Source organism: Sphaerotilus montanus, assembly GCF_013410775.1.
In the GTDB taxonomy this organism is placed as follows: domain Bacteria; phylum Pseudomonadota; class Gammaproteobacteria; order Burkholderiales; family Burkholderiaceae_C; genus Sphaerotilus; species Sphaerotilus montanus.
Genome location: NZ_JACCFH010000001.1, coordinates 1,422,187 through 1,438,317, shown reverse-complemented (window position 1 = coordinate 1,438,317; position 16,131 = coordinate 1,422,187). Strand labels below are relative to the sequence as shown.

Sequence of the window (16,131 nt, the reverse complement as noted above, 5' to 3'; positions counted from 1 at the left end):
CGCTGAACAAGAAAGACCGAGTAAGCGTATCGAGCCGATTTCGTATGGCGAAAGACGACGTTATTCAGATGCAAGGGGAGGTCATCGAAAACCTCCCCAACGCCACCTTCCGGGTCAAACTGGAAAACGGCCATGTAGTGCTCGGGCATATTTCCGGCAAGATGAGGATGCACTACATCCGCATCCTGCCGGGAGACAAAGTGACCGTTGAATTGACCCCCTACGACCTGAGTCGTGCTCGCATCGTGTTCCGGGCGAAGTGAGCGAACCTCCCAACATTGTCCGGAAGAGAAGCGCAAGCCGATCAAGGAGAAGACCATGAAAGTCTCGGCATCCGTCAAGAAGATCTGCCGCAATTGCAAGATCATCCGTCGCAAGGGTGTGGTCCGTGTGATCTGCACCGATCCGCGCCACAAGCAGCGCCAGGGTTGATCGACCCGTCGCTGAAACCCTTTAGAGAGTCACCATGGCACGTATTGCTGGTATCAACATTCCGCCGCACAAGCACGCCGAAATCGGCCTGACCGCGATCTTTGGTGTCGGTCGTACGACCGCCCAGAAGATCTGCGAAAGCTGCGGTATTCCGTTCAACAAGAAGGTCAAGGACCTGACTGACGGCGATCTGGAAAAGATCCGTGAGGCCGTGGGCACGATCACCATCGAAGGTGACCTGCGTCGCGAAATCTCGATCAACATCAAGCGCTTGATGGATCTGGGCTGCTACCGTGGCTTCCGCCATCGCCGCGGCCTGCCCATGCGTGGTCAGCGTACCCGCACCAATGCCCGTACCCGCAAGGGTCCGAAGAAGGGCGCTGCTGCGCTGAAGAAGTAAGCGCATCGTCGCCCAGGAAAGATTCGAGTCATGGCAAAAGCACCTGTCAACAACGCCGCGCGCCGCGTGAGCAAGAAAGTCCGCAAGAATGTTGCGGACGGTATCGCTCACGTGCACGCTTCGTTCAACAACACGATCATCACGATCACCGACCGTCAGGGCAACTCGTTGTCCTGGGCCTCGAGCGGTGGCCAGGGTTTCAAGGGTTCGCGCAAATCGACACCCTTCGCAGCCCAGGTGGCGGCGGAAGTCGCAGGTCGTGCCGCTCAGGAACAAGGCATCAAGAACCTGGACGTGCGCATCAAGGGCCCTGGCCCGGGTCGCGAGTCGTCGGTTCGTGCGCTGGCTTCCCTGGGCATCCGCATCGCGTCGATCTCTGACGTGACGCCGGTTCCGCACAACGGCTGCCGTCCGCAAAAGCGCCGTCGCATCTGATGCCGGATTCCTGTCTGCATGCGCAGACAGGATAACCTCATTAAGTTGCGCTACAATCGCAGGTTTTCCGGCGAACGCTTTGTGCGTTCGCCGGAAAACTCGTCGTTGCGACTGTCAAGGTGAAATGGCCCGCAAGCCATTCCACTACTTTAAGACCACCGTTTCGTGGATTCCCGCGAGACTCGCGTACGAATTGCGTACGTCAGATTGAAACACAAGGACAACGTCCGTGGCACGTTACCTCGGCCCCAAGGCCAAACTTTCCCGCCGTGAAGGCACCGACCTGTTCCTGAAGAGCGCCCGCCGCTCGATCAGCGACAAGTCGAAGTTCGAAACCAAGCCGGGCCAGCATGGCCGCACTTCGGGCTCGCGCACCTCGGACTACGGTCTGCAACTGCGTGAAAAGCAGAAGGTCAAGCGCATGTACGGCGTGCTGGAAAAGCAGTTCCGCCGCTACTTCGCCGAAGCCGAGCGTCGCAAGGGCAACACCGGTGCCACGCTGCTGCAACTGCTGGAATCGCGCCTGGACAACGTCGTCTACCGCATGGGCTACGGTTCCACCCGTGCCGAAGCGCGTCAGATGGTGTCGCACAAGTCGATCACGGTCAACGGCCAGGTCGTCAACATCCCGTCGTTCACGGTCAAGGCCGGTGACGTGGTGTCTGTGCGCGAAAAGGCCAAGAAGCAGCTGCGCATCATCGATGCGCTGAAGCTGGCCGATTCGATCGGTCTGCCGGCCTGGGTGTCGGTGGATCTGGCGAAGATGGAAGGTACCTTCAAGAAGGCGCCTGACCGCGATGAATTCGGTGCCGAGATCAACGAATCGCTGATCGTCGAACTGTACTCGCGCTGATTCGTGAGATGGCACGCACCGGAGCGTGTGTGCCTCAGACCCCATCGCATCCCGGGTGCGCTGGGGTCTTGCATCGCCCGGTGGGTCCATCAGCCTTATCGGTGTAACGAGCCGAGGGTATTGACAGGAACTTTGAATGCAAACCAATCTGCTGAAGCCCAAAGCCATCAACGTCGAACCGCTGGGCGGACACCGCGCCAAGGTGACGCTGGAGCCGTTCGAGCGTGGCTATGGTCACACGCTGGGCAATGCGCTGCGCCGCGTCCTGCTGTCGTCGATGGTGGGCTATGCGCCGACCGAAGTGACGATCGCCGGCGTGCTGCACGAGTATTCGACGGTGGATGGCGTGCAGGAAGACGTCGTTCACATCATGCTGAACCTCAAGGGCGTGGTGTTCCGTCTGCACAACCGCGACGAAGTCACGCTGGTTCTGCGCAAGGAAGGCGAAGGCCCGGTCACCGCGCGTGACATCCAGACGCCGCACGATGTCGAGATCATCAACCCGGACCTGGTCATTGCGCACCTGGCCCAGGGTGGCAAGCTCGACATGCAGATCAAGGTCGAGAAGGGCCGTGGCTATGTGCCGGGCACGATGCGCCGCTACGCCGACGAGCCGACCAAGAGCATCGGCCGCATCGTGCTGGACGCGTCGTTCTCGCCGGTCCGCCGCGTGAGCTACACCGTCGAGAGCGCCCGCGTCGAGCAGCGCACCGATCTGGACAAGCTGGTCATGGAAATCGAGACCAACGGCGCTATTTCGCCCGAGGAAGCGATCCGTGCGTCGGCCAAGATCCTGGTCGAACAGCTCGCCGTGTTCGCGCAGCTGGAAGGCAACGACCTGGCCGGCATCGTCGAGCCCGCGCCGCGTGCGCAGCACTTCGATCCGATCCCGCTGCGTCCGGTCGATGAGCTGGAACTGACCGTGCGTTCGGCGAACTGCCTGAAGGCCGAAAACATCTACTACATCGGCGATCTGATCCAGCGTACCGAGACCGAGCTGCTGAAGACCCCGAACCTGGGTCGCAAGTCGCTCAACGAGATCAAGGAAGTCCTCGCTTCGCGTGGCCTGACCCTGGGTGCGCGTCTCGAGAACTGGCCGCCGCAAGGTCTCGACAAGCGTTGACCGCTGGTCGGACGCTGACTGATTGAAACACCCAGCACGCTTTGAACGTGCACCCGGCGGTACCTGATCCGGCCGCCGGCATTTGAACCAGAAAGAACCATCATGCGCCACCGTAACGGCCTCCGCAAACTGAACCGCACCTCGTCGCACCGTCTGGCGATGCTGCGCAACATGGCCAACTCGCTGATCCAGCACGAAGCCATCAAGACCACGGTCCCGAAGGCCAAGGAACTGCGCCGCGTCGTCGAGCCGCTGATCACGCTGGGCAAGACCCCGACGCTGGCCAACAAGCGCCTGGCATTCGACCGCCTGCGCGACCGCGACAACGTGGTCAAGCTGTTCGCCGTGCTCGGCCCGCGTTACGCTGCACGTCCGGGTGGCTACAGCCGCATCCTGAAGATGGGTTACCGCGTTGGCGACAATGCGCCGATGGCCTTCGTCGAACTGGTGGACCGTCCTGACGCGGACGCCGCTGTCGCTCCGGTCGAAGCTGCCGAGTGATCGGTCTTCGGTTTCGGTTGAAGATTTTCACCGAAACCGCTTGCTGACAGCCAAGGTTTCAGCATAGAATATGAGTCTCAGTCGCGGGGTGGAGCAGTCTGGTAGCTCGTTGGGCTCATAACCCAAAGGTCGTAGGTTCAAATCCTGCCCCCGCAACCACAGATTTCGCAAGCAGCTCCGGCTGTGTGCACCGGCAGCCGGCAACTCGCTGGCTGTTTTGTTTCAGAGTCGTGCTGCTTACCAGAGCGGTCCGGTCAAGGTTTCAGTCGCGGGGTGGAGCAGTCTGGTAGCTCGTTGGGCTCATAACCCAAAGGTCGTAGGTTCAAATCCTGCCCCCGCAACCAGACACTCAAAAGCCAGCTCATCGAGCTGGCTTTTTTGTTGTCCGTGCGCGTTGCCTGACCTGCTCAGCCGCGAATGAACACCGTGACCAGCGGGTCCGGGCCCACCTGCCGGCTCCAGTGGCCGTGCACCGTGGCGTCGAAGGTCGCACCCGCGGGCTGCACGTCGGCGGAATAGAAGTGCTCGCCAGGCGAGAACACGCGTGATGTGCCGTCCTGCAGGCCGATCTCCATCTGTCCACCGAGGATGAACACCCACTGCGGGTTCTCGGTGCAATGGAATTCACTGCGGAACCCCACCGGGCTGTGCCGCACCTGGTAGCCGCCGCTGGGCATCAGCGGTGACAGGCGTGCCGCCGGCTTGCCTTCGGTCAATGCGATCGGCTCCTCGCGGAAGCGGGCGCGGCCGTCGGTGTCGGTGAACAAGGTGATCTTGGTGAAGGTGCTCATGCGGCATTGTCACCCGTCGGACGTACTTCTACCTGCATGGCCTGTCCGTCGGGAAGGGGGCGTGCCTCGAACTGCACCGGCAGAAAGCGCTCGATGGTCTGAAAGTTGGTCGACGCGTGCAGGCTCACCTCGGTGCAGGTATAGCGCGCGGCACGGCCACTGCGCCAGACCGCCAGCCCCAGTGGCAAGGCCCACTGGTCTGCCAGATGCGGGCCGAGCGCGGCGTTGCTGCCGAGGTAGTGCTGTACCTGGCGCACGACGTCCTCCCCGACGGTTTCGGCACTGCGCGATTTCTCGCCGATGCTGCAGAACACCTCGGTGACGTGCGCGTGGCGCAGCGTGGCCAGCAGCGCGTTGCCCGGCCCTTCGTTCTGGCGCGTGACCGGGATCGCACGGTGGTCGAACGCCCAGCCGAGCTGGTCACGCAGCACGCCCAGCTCGCGCTCGGCGACGCTGCGCCGCACGCCGGGTACCAGGCACTCGGCGTGCCGGCCGATCAGCGGGCCACGCGCGGTCAGATCGAAGGGTTGCAGCCCTTCGGGGCCGGCCGGGTGCAATTCCGCGTGGACTTCGCCGCCTCCACCCGGGTAGAAGCCGCAGCGGCGCAGTTGCAGCGTCGCGGCCGCGCCGAGTCGCCGCACCAGGGGGGCATAGGCCTGCTCGACGAAGTGGAAGCTCGGGGCCATCGGGTTGTGCGTCCCGCCTTGCAGCGTGAGCCGGGCGGGGGCATCGGCCAGCAGCAGCGCGGGCCAGACCGTCTGCAGCACCAGCATCACGCTGCCGGCCGTGCCGACGCTGCAGTGGTAGTCGCCGCCGCGCACCGGGCCGGGGGTGAAGCGCAGCGTCTGCCCACCGGGGGTGGCGCCATCGACCTGCGCACCGCTGACCGCCTGTGCCGCGCCCACGCAGGTCAGGTGCTGGCGCATCAGGCCGGGTTTCGGCCGGCGCGCGCGGATGTTCTCCAGCAGGACCGGCTGGCCCGTCACCATGGACAGCGCGAGCGCGGTCCGCAGCACCTGGCCGCCGCCCTCGCCCTCGGAGGCGTCGATGTGGATCACGTGACCATCCTGTCTCATCCCTTCACGCACACGACCTGCTTGAGCGTGTAGACCACCTCCACCAGATCGGCCTGCGCCGCCATCACCGCGTCGATGTCCTTGTACGCCATCGGGATCTCGTCGACCACGTCGGCGTCCTTGCGGCACTCGACGCCCTCGGTGGCGGCGATCTGGTCGGCCACGGTGTAGCGCTTCTTCGCCTGGGTGCGGCTCATGACGCGGCCGGCGCCGTGGCTGCAGCTCTCGAAGCTCTCGGGGTTGCCTTTGCCGCGCACGATGTACGAACGCGCGCCCATGCTCCCCGGGATGATCCCCAGCTCGCCCTTCTTCGCGCTCACCGCCCCCTTGCGCGTGACGAACACGTCCTCGCCGAAGTGCGTCTCGCGCTGCACGTAGTTGTGGTGGCAGTTCACCGCCTCCAGGTGCGTCTCGAAGGGCCTGGCGATCACCTGGCGGACGGCACGGACCACGCGCTGCATCATCACCTCGCGGTTGGCGCGGGCGAATTTCTGGGCCCAGCCGACCGCGCGCACGTAGTCGCCGAAATACTGCGAGCCTTCCTCGAAGTAGGCGAGATCGCGGTCGGGCAGGTGCACGTCGTTGCGCATCGCCTCCTCGCGGGCCAGCGCGATGAAGCGCGTCCCGATGGCATTGCCGACCCCGCGTGACCCGGAGTGCAGCATGAACCACACGGCGCCGGCCTCGTCCAGGCAGACCTCGATGAAGTGGTTTCCCGTGCCGAGTGTCCCCAGGTGCTTGTGGTGGTTGGTCCTGGTCAGGCTCGGCTGGTCGGCGCAGATCGCGTCGAACTCGTCCACCAGGCCCGCCCAGGCCGCGTCCACCTCGCCTGGCGGCGTTTCCCAGGCGCCGTGGTCGCGGCCATGGCGCTGCGGGTTGCGGCCGTGTGGCACCGCTTTCTCGATCGCCGCGCGCAGCGGCCCGAGGTTGTCCGGCAGGTCTTCGGCGCGCAGCGTGGTCTTGCAGGCCATCATCCCGCAGCCGATGTCCACGCCAACCGCGGCGGGAATGATCGCCTTGAATGTCGGGATGACCGAGCCGACCGTGGCGCCGATGCCCAGGTGCACGTCCGGCATCGCGGCGACGTGGTGGAACACGACGGGCAGGCGGGCGGCGTTGGCGAGCTGCTGCATCGCCGCTGCCTCGACCGGGACACCGCGGGTCCACAGCTTGATGGGCACGCCGCCGTCGGCGGCAACTTCGTTGTAGTGGGGGGTGTTCATGTGCATGGTGCGGTGCTTTTTGCAATGGACATGCCATTCCGCGTTGCTGGCCTGGCCTGCGCGGCCATTCTGTTCCAAGTGCTTGATTCTGAATGGAAAGATTCCTCCGGTCGTGGGCGATGCGTCAGGGTGCCGTGGACCGTGTCGCCGCATTGACTAGACTGTGCGCTACTGTTTTATCCGATCAGCAACCCCATGGAACACCGCCAGACCGTCGTCATCGGCTTCCTCGGCACCCAGCTCGACGGCGGGCAGGGCGCCGGCCGCTGGGAGCGCTGGCGCCCCACCGTCTCGCTGGTGCAGCACGAGGAGCTGGTGGTCAACCGGCTGGAGCTGCTCCACGCCCGCCAGCACCTGCGGCTGGCCGAGCTGGTGAAGGCGGACATCGCGGCGGTGTCGCCCGAAACCACGGTCCGGCTCGTGCCACTGGACATCCGTGACCCGTGGGACTTCGGCGAGGTCTACGGCACGCTCTACGACTGGACGCGCGACTACCCCTTCGACCCCGAGCGCGAGCGCTACTGGGCGCACATCACCACCGGCACCCATGTCGCGCAGATCTGCCTGTTCCTGCTGGTCGAGGCGCGGTTCCTGCCCGGCGTGCTGCTGCAGACCGCGCCGCCGAAGCGCCAGCGCCACGGCGCGCCGGGCGACTACACGCTGATCGACCTCGACCTGTCGCGCTACGACGTGCTGGCGCAGCGCTTCAGCCAGGCCCAGGACGACGCCGTCCGCTTCCTCAAGAGTGGCATCGCCACCCGCAACACCCGCTTCAACGCGCTGATCGACGAGATCGAGCGCGTGGCGGTGCGCTCGAAGGCGCCGATCCTGCTGACCGGGCCGACCGGGGCCGGCAAGTCGCACCTGGCGCGGCGCATGTACGCGCTGAAGCAGTCGCGCCACCAGGTCAGCGGCGCCTTCGTCGAGGTCAATTGCGCGACCTTGCAGGGCGACGGCGCGGCCTCGGCGCTGTTCGGCCACCAGCGGGGCGCCTTCACCGGGGCGGCCACGGCGCGCGCCGGCCTGCTGCGTACGGCGCACGAAGGCGTGCTCTTCCTCGACGAGATCGGCGAACTCGGCGCGGACGAGCAGGCGATGCTGCTCAAGGCGGTCGAGGAAAAGCGTTTCTACCCGGTGGGTGCGGACCGGGAGGTGGGCAGCGACTTCCAGCTCATCGCCGGCACGCACCGCGACTTGCGCGCCGACGTGGTGGCGGGGCGCTTCCGCGAAGACCTGTTCGCGCGCATCAACCTGTGGAGCTACCACCTGCCCGGCCTGACCGAGCGGCCGGAGGACATCGAGCCGAACGTGGACCACCTGCTGCAGCTCAACACCGGCGAGACGGGGCAGGTGGTGCGCTTCAACGTCGAGGCGCGGGCGCGTTACCTGCAGTTCGCGCAGTCGCCCGAGGCGGTGTGGAGCGGCAATTTTCGCGACCTCTCGGGCAGCATCACCCGGCTGGCGACGCTGGCCGACGGCGGGCGCATCGGCACGGCGCTGGTCGACGCGGAGATCGGCCGGCTGCGCTGGCTGTGGGCGCACCACGGCGGCGTGGGGCGGGTGGGCGCGGTGCCGGGGGTGTCGCCGGTCGACCTGGCCGAGTGCCTCGACGCGGCGACGCTGGCGGGGCTGGACCTGTTCGAGCGGCTGCAGCTTGAAGCCGTGATCGCCGTGTGCCGCAAGAGCCGCACGCTGTCGGACGCCGGCCGCGCGCTGTTCGATGTGAGCCGCACGCAGCGCAGCGTGGTCAACGATGCGGATCGGCTGCGCAAGTACCTGGGGCGCTACGGGCTGGACTGGGCGCGGGTGTCTGGCCGCAGAGAGTGACGCCGCCGCCCGCTCAGACCGACGCCGTCCAGCGCCTGAACAACGCCGAGATGTCCGCCGGCGTCGTCCGGCAGCAGCCACCGATCAGCCGCGCACCGCCCTCGGCCCAGTCCATCGCCTGGTCGGCGTAGCTTCGATGCGCGCCGCCGCAGGCGCTGCCGACGAGCCAGGTCTTGGTGACCGGGTCGTACTGCTCGCCCGCGTTCGGGTAGACGAGGATCGGCTTGGCGGTGTTCGCGCGGGCGACGGCGACCAGCGAGGCGATGTGCTGCGGCGCCGTGCAGTTGATGCCGATGGCAGCCACCCGCTCGAAGCCGTCGAGCGCGCGCACCGCGTCGGCCAGCGGCTCGCCCTGGCTGTCGTGCAGGCCGTCGCGGCACGAGAAGCTGATCCACGCCCGTGTCGTGCCGCTGTCGGGCAGCTCCTCCAGCAGCCGCGCCAGCGCCCGCGCCTCCACCAGACACGGCAGCGTCTCGCACGCGAGCACATCCGCCCCCGCGCTGGCCAGCACCTGCAGCCGCGGGCGGTGGAAGTCCATCAGCGCCGCCTCGTCCAGTCCGTAGTGGCCGCGGTACTCCGAGCCATCGGCCAGCATCGCGCCATACGGCCCGACCGACGCGGCGACCAGCGGAAAGCGCCGCCCGCCGTGGTCCGGCTCGGCCGCGGCTTCGTCCCAGAACTGCGCCCGCGCTTCGACCGCGAGCTGCACGGCCAGCCGCATCAGCCGCGCGGCCTCGTCCTGGCCGATGCCGCGGCGCGCGAAGCCCTCGAACGTCGCCTGGTAACTGGCGGTGGTCGCCACGTCGGCGCCCGCGCGGAAGTAGTCCAGGTGAACGGCGCGGATCAGCTCCGGCCGCTCGACCAGCAGCCGCGCCGACCACAGCGCGTCGTTCAGGTCCGCGCCGCGCCGCTCCAGCTCGGTGGCGAGCGCGCCGTCGAGGATCAGCCGCGGCCGGGTGGCCAGCCAGTCCGCGATCGCGTCGACCCCGGCCATCACTTCGCCGCGGCGCCGAAGTAGCGCGCCTGGATCTGGTCGTAGGTGCCGTCGGCCTTGATCGCGGCCAGTCCCTTGTTGAGCGCGGCCAGCAGCTCGGCGTTGCCCTTCTTGACCACGAAGCCGTACTGCTCGGGCACGAAGCTGGCGTCGCTGATCGCCTTGAAGCCGGCGGCCGTGTTGTTGGCGACGTAGTGCGCCACCACGCCGTTGTCGGCCACGACCGCGTCGACGCCGCCGCTCTCCAGTTCCTTCAGCGCCAGCGGCGTCGACTCGAAGCGCTTGAGCTTGGTGCTGGTCTTGCCGAGCAGCTTGGACACCGCTTCATCGCCGGTGGTACCGGTCTGCACCGCCACGCGCAGCGGCTTCAGGTCGTCGAAGCGGGTGACCTTCGAGTCCTTCGGTACGGCGATGAGCTGGCGGGCGTCGAAGTACGGGTCGGTGAAGTCCATCGACTGCTTGCGCTCGTCGGTGATGGTGATGGCCGAGACGAGGATGTCGCGGTCGCCCTGGCCGAGCGTGTTGAACATGCCTTCCCAGGGGGTGTTGACGAACTTCACCTGGATGCCGGCCTTGTCGGCCACAGCCTGCAGCATGTCGATGTCGAAGCCGATGATTTCGCCCTTGTCGTTCTGCGACTCGAAGGGGGCGTACACCGCGTCGGTGCCGACGACGTAGACCTTGGCGGCGGCTGGCGCTGGCGGGGCGGAAGCGGCGGTTGCCGCAGCGGGGGTGTCGGTCTTGCTGCAGGCAGCGAGCAGGCCGGCCACGCAGACGGCACCGGCCGTCAGGACAAAGCGTCGGGTCAGGGAGGACAGGGCGGTGGAGCGCATGGGCGGTTCGCAGTCAGGGGTGGAAAGTCGGTTGAAAGAAAGAAGGCCGGTCATGGAACAGCAAAGCTCAGGCCACCAGTGCCTGGTCCAGATCGGCGATCAGGTCGGCGGCGGACTCCAACCCGATGCTGAGCCGGAACACACCGTCGCCGGCATAGCGGCGGTAGTCGGCCAGCGCCGCGCCGTGCAGGTCGTAGGTGCTGGCCATCATCTCGTCGGTGCGCAGCAGCACGACCAGACTGCGCTGGTGGCCGAGCGAGAAGGCGTAGTGGATGAGTTGCAGCCGCTGGGCGAGCTGCGTGGCCATGGCGGGCGCATCGTTCACCTGGAAGGTGAGCACGGCGCCGGGCACCGACATCTGCCGTAGCGCCAGCGCGTGCTGCGGGTGGCTCGGCAGGCCGGGGTAGGTCACGGCGCGCACGGCAGGGTGCGTGCTCAGGAACTGCGCCACCGCTTCGGCACTCTGGCTCGCGGTGAGCAGGCGCACGCCGAGCGTGTCCAGGCCGCGCTGGATCAGCCAGGCGTTGTGCGCCGACAGCGCCGCGCCGAGGTAGACCCCGGCGCGGGCGCGTAGCCGGGCGATCAAGCTGCGCCGCCCGACCACGCAGCCGCCGAGCGCATCACCGTGGCCGTTCATGAACTTGGTCAGCGAATGCACGACGAGGTCGGCGCCGAAGTCGAGTGGGCGGGTGACGATGGGCGTGGCCAGCGTGGAGTCGACCGACAGCAGCGCGCCGTGGGCGTGGGCGAGCACCGCGACCGCCGACAGGTCGGTCAGGCGCAGCAGCGGGTTGCAGGGCGTCTCGGCGTGGATGAGCCGCGTGTTCGGGCGCAGCGCGGCGGCCACGGCGGAGAGATCGGACAGGTTCACCGCGCTGACCGCGATGCCGTAGTCGGGCAGCACCTTGCGCGCCAGCTCGCTCGCCCCGGCGTAGCAGACGTCGCTCACGATCAGGTGGTCGCCGGCCTTGAGCAGCGTGAAGAACATCGCCGCGATCGCCGCCACGCCGGTGGCGGTGGCCAGCGCGTCCTCGGCGCCTTCGAGCGCGGCCAGCCGCAGCTCCAGCTGGCGCACCGTCGGGTTGCCCCAGCGCGCGTACAGGTAGGGCAGTTGCGCCAGGTCGTCCACGCCGTCGGCGGAGAAGGGCGCCTCGCCGGGCACGAAGCGGTGGTTGACCGACATCGTCAGGCCGGGGGCGATGGCGCCGGTGACGGGGTCGGTCTGCAGGCCGGCGTGCAGCGCTTGCGTGGACGGCGACCAGTGGGGCGGCGGCTGGCGGGGTTCGGACGTGGGCATCCGGGGCATTCTGGTGAAGCCGCCCGCGGTTCGGCCGCAAGCTGGGGCGTTGGCGTGCGCGAAAACCGCATGAGACACCCCCTGGACGCGCCGCTAGACTTCCGCGCATGCCCGCCACGCCCACTGCTCCCGATCCGCTGGACGCCTTCGACCGTCAGATCCTCACGCTGGTGCAGCGCGACTGCCAGCGCAAGGCCGAGGCGATCGCCAGCCAGATCGGCCTGTCGGCGTCCGCCGTGCAGCGCCGGTTGAAGCGGCTGCGGGCGCAGGGCGTGATCCGTGCGGAGATTGCCGTGCTGGACCGGGCGGCGGCGGGGCGCAGCCTGACGCTGGTCGCGGGGCTGGAGATCGAGCGCGACAACTACCCCGCGCTGGCCGCCTTCCGCGCCTGGGCCGACCGCGAGGAGGCGATCCAGCAGGTCTACTACGTCACCGGCCAGGTCGACCTGATCGCCATCGTGATGGCGCGCGACATGGCGGCCTACGACGCGCTGTGTGCGCGGCTGATGGCGGAGATTCCGATGATCCGGCGCATCAACACGCATGTGGTCATCGATGCGATGAAGCTCGGGCTGCAGGTGCCGGTCGAGGCGCCCTGAGCCCGCCGTGCTCGGCCGCCCTTCAGGTCACCGGCGCCGGATTGAACAACACCAGCGCGTTGTGCAGCTTCCAGTGCTCCGCCCACGTCTTCTTCCCGCTGGCGACGTCGAGCATCAGCCGGAACAGCGCCCACCCTGCTTCCTCGATCGTCTGCTCGCCATCGGCGATGCGGCCGGCGTTCACGTCCATCAGGTCGTGCCAGCGCCGCGCCAGATCGCTGCGGGTCGCGACCTTGATGACCGGGCACTCGGCCAGCCCGTAAGGCGTGCCGCGCCCGGTGGTGAAGACGTGCAGATTCATGCCGGCCGCGAGCTGCAGCGTGCCGCAGATGAAGTCGCTGGCCGGCGTCGCTGCATACACCAGCCCGCGCTGGTCGCGCCGCAGCTTCTCGCCCGGCGACAGCACATGCGAGATCGCCGACGAGCCGCTCTTGATGATCGAGCCCATCGCCTTCTCGGTGATGTTGGACAGGCCGCCCGCCTTGTTGCCCGGCGTCGTGTTGGCCGAGCGATCGACGCGCCCGCGGTCCAGATAGCGGTCGTACCAGCCAAGTTCGCGCACGATGGCCTCGGCGATTTCGGACGTGGCGGCGCGTGACGTGAGCTGGTCGACGCCGTCGCGCACCTCGGTGTTCTCGCTGAACATCACCGTCGCCCCGGCGCGCACCAGCAGGTCGGCGCAGTAGCCTACCGCCGGGTTCGCCGTCACGCCCGAGAACGCATCCGAGCCGCCGCACTGCACGCCCACCACCAGCTCGCTCGCCGGGATCGTCTCGCGGCGCCGGGCGTTCAGGCGGGCGAGGTGGGGCTTCGCGCTGTTCACGATGTCGTCGAGCATCGACAGGAAACCGACGTGGTGGTCGTCCTGCAGGCAGACCGTTTCCGGGCCGAGGCTGGCGTCGCGCTCGTCGGTGATCGGGAACGAGCCGGGCGGCAGCAGGCGGTCCGGCTGCAGCTTCTCGCAGCCCAGGCTCACCACCATCACCTCGCCGCCGAAGTTCGGGTTCAGCGAGAGGTTCTTCAGCGTGCGGATCGGGATCACCGCGTCCGGCGCGTCGATCGCCACGCCGCAGCCGTAGGTGTGCTCCAGCCCGATCACGTCGTCCACCTGCGGGTACAGCGGCAGCAGCTCGGCCTTGATGCGCGCCACCGCCTGCGCGACGACGCCGGCCACGCACTGCACCGTGGTCGTGATCGCCAGGATGTTGCGCGTGCCGACCGAGCCGTCGGCGTTGCGGTAGCCCTCGAAGGTGTGGCCGGGCAGTGGCGCGTGCACGGGCGCCGGCACGGTGGCCATCGGCAGGCCTTCCAGTTCGCGCGCGGCCGGCATCTGCAGCAGCCGCTCGTGCACCCAGGAACCCGCCGGAATGTCCTTCAGCGCATAGCCGATCGGCACGTTGTAGCGCCGCACCACGCCGCCCTGCGCGATGTCGACCAGCGCCACCTTGTGCCCCTGCGGCACCTTGTCGCGCAGCACCCGCCCGGCGCCCGGGTCGCCATCCGGCAGCACGGTCCCCGCCGGCAGGCCGCCGTCGTTGGCGACGATGGCCACGTGGTCATCGGGATGCATGCGCACCGTCAGGGGCGGGCGGGTCGGCGGGGCGGGCGGTGTCAGGCTGGTCATGGTGCCATTCTCCCGTGTTGTACGATGACTTGCAACCCGCTCGGCACTTGCCTGCACCAAGAGGGATAACCCGGAGCAGATTCTTGGGGCAGAGGACTTCTCAGGGCATGGTCTAAGTTGTACGATGACTGGCATCAACGATCTCTGCATCGTTCTCCATCCCCAGACATTCCCCCGACCGGAGCCCCACCATGTCCCCGCAAGAACTCAAGACTGTCCTCGAAGCCGGCCTGTTGTCCTTCCCGCTGACCGACTTCGATGCCGAACTGAACTTCGATCCCAAGGGCTACGCCGAGCGTCTGGAGTGGCTGCAGCCCTACGGCGCCTCGGCGCTGTTCGCTGCGGGCGGCACCGGCGAGTTCTTCTCGCTGGAGCCGGGCGAGTACAGCGACGTGATCCGTGTTGCGCTCGACACCTGCCGCAACCGCACGCCCATCCTGGCCGGCGCCGGTGGCGCGACCCGCGTCGCCATCCAGTACGCACAGGAAGCCGAGCGCCTGGGCGCACAGGGCGTGCTGCTGCTGCCGCACTACCTGACCGAAGCCAGCCAGGACGGCCTGGTCGCCCACGTCCAGGCCGTGTGCCGCAGCGTGCAGTTCGGCGTCGTGGTCTACAACCGCGGCGCCTGCCGCCTGACGCCGCAGTCGCTGCTGGTGCTGGCCGAGACCTGCCCGAACCTGATCGGCTTCAAGGACGGCTTCGGCGACATCGAGAAATTCGTCGCCATCCGCCAGACCCTGGGCGAGCGCTTTGCCTACCTCGGCGGCCTGCCGACGGCGGAAGTCTTCGCCGGGGCCTACAAGGCGATGGGCTGCCCGGTGTACTCGTCGGCGGTCTTCAACTTCATTCCGAAGACCGCGATGGACTTCTACAACGCCCACGCCGCGGGCGACACCGCCACCTGCGACCGCCTGATCCGCGACTTCTTCCTGCCCTACATCGCGCTGCGCAACAAGGGCGAGGGCTACGCCGTGTCCATCGTGAAGGCCGGCGCCACGCTGGTCGGCCACAGTGCCGGGCCGGTGCGTCCGCCGCTGTCGGACTTGCTGCCGGCAGAAGTGGACCACCTGGGTCAGCTGATTGCGAAGCTCGGCCCGCAATAAGCCGCGCCGCCCCTCCTCCACTGCACCGAATCCGGAAACATCCCATGAACAAACTGTTCGCCGCCGTGCTCCTCGGCTTCGCTGCCCTCTCGGGTGCCCAGGCCCAGACCTGGCCGACCAAGCCTGTCACGCTGGTGGTGCCGTTCCCGCCGGGCGGGTCGTCCGATGCCGTGGCGCGCGCCCTGGGCCCGAAGCTGCAGGAGCGCTTCGGCCAGACCTTCCTGGTCGACAACCGTGCCGGCGCCACCGGCACGATCGGTGCCGCCCAGGTCAAGCGTGCAGCACCCGATGGCCACACCTTCCTGGTCACCTCGCTGGGCCCGCTGGTCATCACGCCGCACCTGCTCAAGGCCGTGCCCTACGACGCCGGCAAGGACTTCGACTACCTGACGGTGGCGGTGCAGGCGCCGAACGTGCTGGTCGTGCCGCCGTCGTCGCCGCACAAGTCGGTGGCTGACGTGATCGCCTTCGGGAAGGCCAATCCGGACAAGATGAGCTTCGCCTCCTCGGGCAACGGCTCCTCCGACCACCTGACGGCCGAGCTGTTCTGGCTGCAGACGGGCACCTCCGGCACGCACATCCCGTACAAGGGTGGCGGTCCGGCCATCTCGGACCTGCTCGGCGGGCAGGTGGACGCCGGCTTCATGAACATCAACTCGGTGCTCCAGCACATCAACACCGGCAAGCTCAAGGTGCTGGCGATCACGAGCGAGAAGCGCTCGCCGCTGCTGCCCGGCGTGCCGACGCTGGGCGAATCCGGTGTGAAGGGCGCGGACGTGCAGTCGTGGCAAGGCGTGGTCGCGCCCAAGGGGCTGCCGGCGGACGTGCGCGCGAAGATGCACGAGGCGCTGGTGGCGGCCCTGAACGATCCCAAGCTGCACCAGCAGTTCACGGCGCTGGGCTTCGAGATCGTGGCCAGCACGCCCGAACAGTTCGCCGCCTTCCAGCAGCGCGAGAACGCCCGCTGGAAGCAGCTGATCGAGACGCGCAAGATCACGGCAGACTGATGCACCCGCCAGC

General features: G+C 67.6%; 18 protein-coding genes and 2 tRNA genes. 13 read left to right on the top strand and 7 right to left on the bottom strand.

The genetic code is table 11. The annotated features are described in order from the left end of the window. Nucleotides 1–44: 44 nt before the first annotated feature. From infA to BDD16_RS06365, 9 genes are all read left to right on the top strand, one after another. Entirely contained in the window at nt 45–263 is a 219-nt protein-coding gene (gene infA / locus BDD16_RS06405) for a translation initiation factor IF-1 (RefSeq protein WP_004521905.1), read from the top strand. 55 nt (nt 264–318) lie between these two features. Next, nucleotides 319–432 carry a 50S ribosomal protein L36 gene (gene rpmJ / locus BDD16_RS06400; protein ID WP_012348927.1) on the top strand — a complete coding sequence of 38 codons (114 nt, stop codon included), beginning with the start codon at nt 319–321 and terminating at the stop codon, nt 430–432. A 34-nt stretch (nt 433–466) separates the two neighbouring features. Beyond that, nucleotides 467–832 (top strand): 30S ribosomal protein S13, encoded by a 366-nt coding sequence (gene rpsM, locus BDD16_RS06395; protein WP_179633181.1) that lies wholly within the window; start codon nt 467–469, stop codon nt 830–832. A 30-nt stretch (nt 833–862) separates the two neighbouring features. Continuing rightward, a complete protein-coding gene (gene rpsK / locus BDD16_RS06390; protein ID WP_179633180.1) occupies nt 863–1,267 on the top strand; it encodes a 30S ribosomal protein S11 in 405 nt (134 codons plus the stop codon). Nucleotides 1,268–1,496: 229 nt separating this feature from the next. Continuing rightward, nucleotides 1,497–2,120 carry a 30S ribosomal protein S4 gene (gene rpsD / locus BDD16_RS06385; RefSeq protein WP_179633179.1) on the top strand — a complete coding sequence of 208 codons (624 nt, stop codon included), beginning with the start codon at nt 1,497–1,499 and terminating at the stop codon, nt 2,118–2,120. A gap of 136 nt (nt 2,121–2,256) precedes the next feature. Beyond that, nucleotides 2,257–3,243, top strand: a complete 987-nt coding sequence (locus tag BDD16_RS06380) for a DNA-directed RNA polymerase subunit alpha (RefSeq protein WP_179633178.1) — start codon at nt 2,257–2,259, stop codon at nt 3,241–3,243. Nucleotides 3,244–3,345: 102 nt separating this feature from the next. After that, nucleotides 3,346–3,744 (top strand): 50S ribosomal protein L17, encoded by a 399-nt coding sequence (rplQ, locus tag BDD16_RS06375; protein WP_179633177.1) that lies wholly within the window; start codon nt 3,346–3,348, stop codon nt 3,742–3,744. Between the two features lie 82 nt (nt 3,745–3,826). Continuing rightward, nucleotides 3,827–3,903: transfer RNA gene (locus BDD16_RS06370), tRNA-Met, on the top strand. A gap of 108 nt (nt 3,904–4,011) precedes the next feature. After that, nucleotides 4,012–4,088: transfer RNA gene (locus BDD16_RS06365), tRNA-Met, on the top strand. 63 nt (nt 4,089–4,151) lie between these two features. Here the strand turns inward: BDD16_RS06365 and BDD16_RS06360 are convergent. From BDD16_RS06360 to BDD16_RS06350, 3 genes are read right to left on the bottom strand one after another with little or no spacing between them, the layout of a single operon-like run. Further along, nucleotides 4,152–4,535 carry a cupin domain-containing protein gene (locus BDD16_RS06360; RefSeq protein ID WP_179633176.1) on the bottom strand — a complete coding sequence of 128 codons (384 nt, stop codon included), beginning with the start codon at nt 4,533–4,535 and terminating at the stop codon, nt 4,152–4,154. Next, nucleotides 4,532–5,593: an RNA 3'-terminal phosphate cyclase gene (rtcA, locus tag BDD16_RS06355; RefSeq protein WP_310732790.1), complete on the bottom strand. Its 1,062-nt coding sequence runs from the start codon at nt 5,591–5,593 to the stop codon at nt 4,532–4,534. Before rtcA ends, BDD16_RS06360 begins: the two co-directional genes overlap by 4 nt. A 14-nt stretch (nt 5,594–5,607) precedes the next feature. Next, nucleotides 5,608–6,834, bottom strand: coding sequence for an RtcB family protein (locus BDD16_RS06350; protein WP_179633174.1), 1,227 nt, complete (start codon nt 6,832–6,834; stop codon nt 5,608–5,610). Between the two features lie 195 nt (nt 6,835–7,029). On the opposite strand from BDD16_RS06350, the gene rtcR reads away from it, so the two are divergent. Next, the gene (rtcR, locus tag BDD16_RS06345; protein WP_179633173.1) at nt 7,030–8,661 is read left to right on the top strand and encodes an RNA repair transcriptional activator RtcR; all 1,632 of its coding nucleotides are present in this window, start codon (nt 7,030–7,032) and stop codon (nt 8,659–8,661) included. A 13-nt stretch (nt 8,662–8,674) separates the two neighbouring features. Here rtcR and mmuM read toward each other — a convergent pair whose 3' ends face one another. The 3 genes from mmuM to BDD16_RS06330 all read right to left on the bottom strand — a co-directional run bounded on the left by mmuM (nt 8,675) and on the right by BDD16_RS06330 (nt 11,785). Further along, nucleotides 8,675–9,655: a homocysteine S-methyltransferase gene (mmuM, locus tag BDD16_RS06340; protein ID WP_179633172.1), complete on the bottom strand. Its 981-nt coding sequence runs from the start codon at nt 9,653–9,655 to the stop codon at nt 8,675–8,677. Next, a complete protein-coding gene (locus tag BDD16_RS06335; protein ID WP_179633171.1) occupies nt 9,655–10,488 on the bottom strand; it encodes a basic amino acid ABC transporter substrate-binding protein in 834 nt (277 codons plus the stop codon). The genes mmuM and BDD16_RS06335 overlap by 1 nt, the downstream gene beginning before the upstream one ends. A 67-nt stretch (nt 10,489–10,555) precedes the next feature. Continuing rightward, complete coding sequence (locus BDD16_RS06330) at nt 10,556–11,785, bottom strand: trans-sulfuration enzyme family protein (protein WP_179633170.1); 1,230 nt, start codon at nt 11,783–11,785, stop codon at nt 10,556–10,558. 107 nt (nt 11,786–11,892) lie between these two features. Here BDD16_RS06330 and BDD16_RS06325 point away from each other — a divergent pair, with 107 nt between their 5' ends. Further along, the gene (locus BDD16_RS06325; protein ID WP_179633169.1) at nt 11,893–12,384 is read left to right on the top strand and encodes an Lrp/AsnC family transcriptional regulator; all 492 of its coding nucleotides are present in this window, start codon (nt 11,893–11,895) and stop codon (nt 12,382–12,384) included. A 22-nt stretch (nt 12,385–12,406) separates the two neighbouring features. On the opposite strand, the gene garD is transcribed toward BDD16_RS06325, so the two are convergent. Further along, nucleotides 12,407–14,008 carry a galactarate dehydratase gene (garD, locus tag BDD16_RS06320; RefSeq protein WP_246332477.1) on the bottom strand — a complete coding sequence of 534 codons (1,602 nt, stop codon included), beginning with the start codon at nt 14,006–14,008 and terminating at the stop codon, nt 12,407–12,409. A 191-nt stretch (nt 14,009–14,199) separates the two neighbouring features. On the opposite strand from garD, the gene kdgD reads away from it, so the two are divergent. After that, complete coding sequence (gene kdgD, locus BDD16_RS06315) at nt 14,200–15,111, top strand: 5-dehydro-4-deoxyglucarate dehydratase (RefSeq protein ID WP_179633168.1); 912 nt, start codon at nt 14,200–14,202, stop codon at nt 15,109–15,111. A gap of 44 nt (nt 15,112–15,155) precedes the next feature. Next, nucleotides 15,156–16,118 (top strand): Bug family tripartite tricarboxylate transporter substrate binding protein, encoded by a 963-nt coding sequence (locus BDD16_RS06310; protein WP_179633167.1) that lies wholly within the window; start codon nt 15,156–15,158, stop codon nt 16,116–16,118. Nucleotides 16,119–16,131: the final 13 nt, after the last annotated feature.

Excerpts from the sequence above, each read along its gene's own strand:
- infA (WP_004521905.1), top strand. The coding sequence starts at position 45 with ATGGCGAAAGACGACGTTATTCAGATGCAAGGGGAGGTCATCGAAAAC.
- rpmJ (WP_012348927.1), top strand. The coding sequence starts at position 319 with ATGAAAGTCTCGGCATCCGTCAAGAAGATCTGCCGCAATTGCAAGATC.
- rpsM (WP_179633181.1), top strand. The coding sequence starts at position 467 with ATGGCACGTATTGCTGGTATCAACATTCCGCCGCACAAGCACGCCGAA.
- rpsK (WP_179633180.1), top strand. The coding sequence starts at position 863 with ATGGCAAAAGCACCTGTCAACAACGCCGCGCGCCGCGTGAGCAAGAAA.
- BDD16_RS06380 (WP_179633178.1), top strand. The coding sequence starts at position 2,257 with ATGCAAACCAATCTGCTGAAGCCCAAAGCCATCAACGTCGAACCGCTG.
- rplQ (WP_179633177.1), top strand. The coding sequence starts at position 3,346 with ATGCGCCACCGTAACGGCCTCCGCAAACTGAACCGCACCTCGTCGCAC.
- BDD16_RS06360 (WP_179633176.1), bottom strand. The coding sequence starts at position 4,535 with ATGAGCACCTTCACCAAGATCACCTTGTTCACCGACACCGACGGCCGC.
- BDD16_RS06350 (WP_179633174.1), bottom strand. The coding sequence starts at position 6,834 with ATGAACACCCCCCACTACAACGAAGTTGCCGCCGACGGCGGCGTGCCC.
- rtcR (WP_179633173.1), top strand. The coding sequence starts at position 7,030 with ATGGAACACCGCCAGACCGTCGTCATCGGCTTCCTCGGCACCCAGCTC.
- mmuM (WP_179633172.1), bottom strand. The coding sequence starts at position 9,655 with ATGGCCGGGGTCGACGCGATCGCGGACTGGCTGGCCACCCGGCCGCGG.
- BDD16_RS06335 (WP_179633171.1), bottom strand. The coding sequence starts at position 10,488 with ATGCGCTCCACCGCCCTGTCCTCCCTGACCCGACGCTTTGTCCTGACG.
- BDD16_RS06330 (WP_179633170.1), bottom strand. The coding sequence starts at position 11,785 with ATGCCCACGTCCGAACCCCGCCAGCCGCCGCCCCACTGGTCGCCGTCC.
- BDD16_RS06325 (WP_179633169.1), top strand. The coding sequence starts at position 11,893 with ATGCCCGCCACGCCCACTGCTCCCGATCCGCTGGACGCCTTCGACCGT.
- garD (WP_246332477.1), bottom strand. The coding sequence starts at position 14,008 with ATGACCAGCCTGACACCGCCCGCCCCGCCGACCCGCCCGCCCCTGACG.
- kdgD (WP_179633168.1), top strand. The coding sequence starts at position 14,200 with ATGTCCCCGCAAGAACTCAAGACTGTCCTCGAAGCCGGCCTGTTGTCC.
- BDD16_RS06310 (WP_179633167.1), top strand. The coding sequence starts at position 15,156 with ATGAACAAACTGTTCGCCGCCGTGCTCCTCGGCTTCGCTGCCCTCTCG.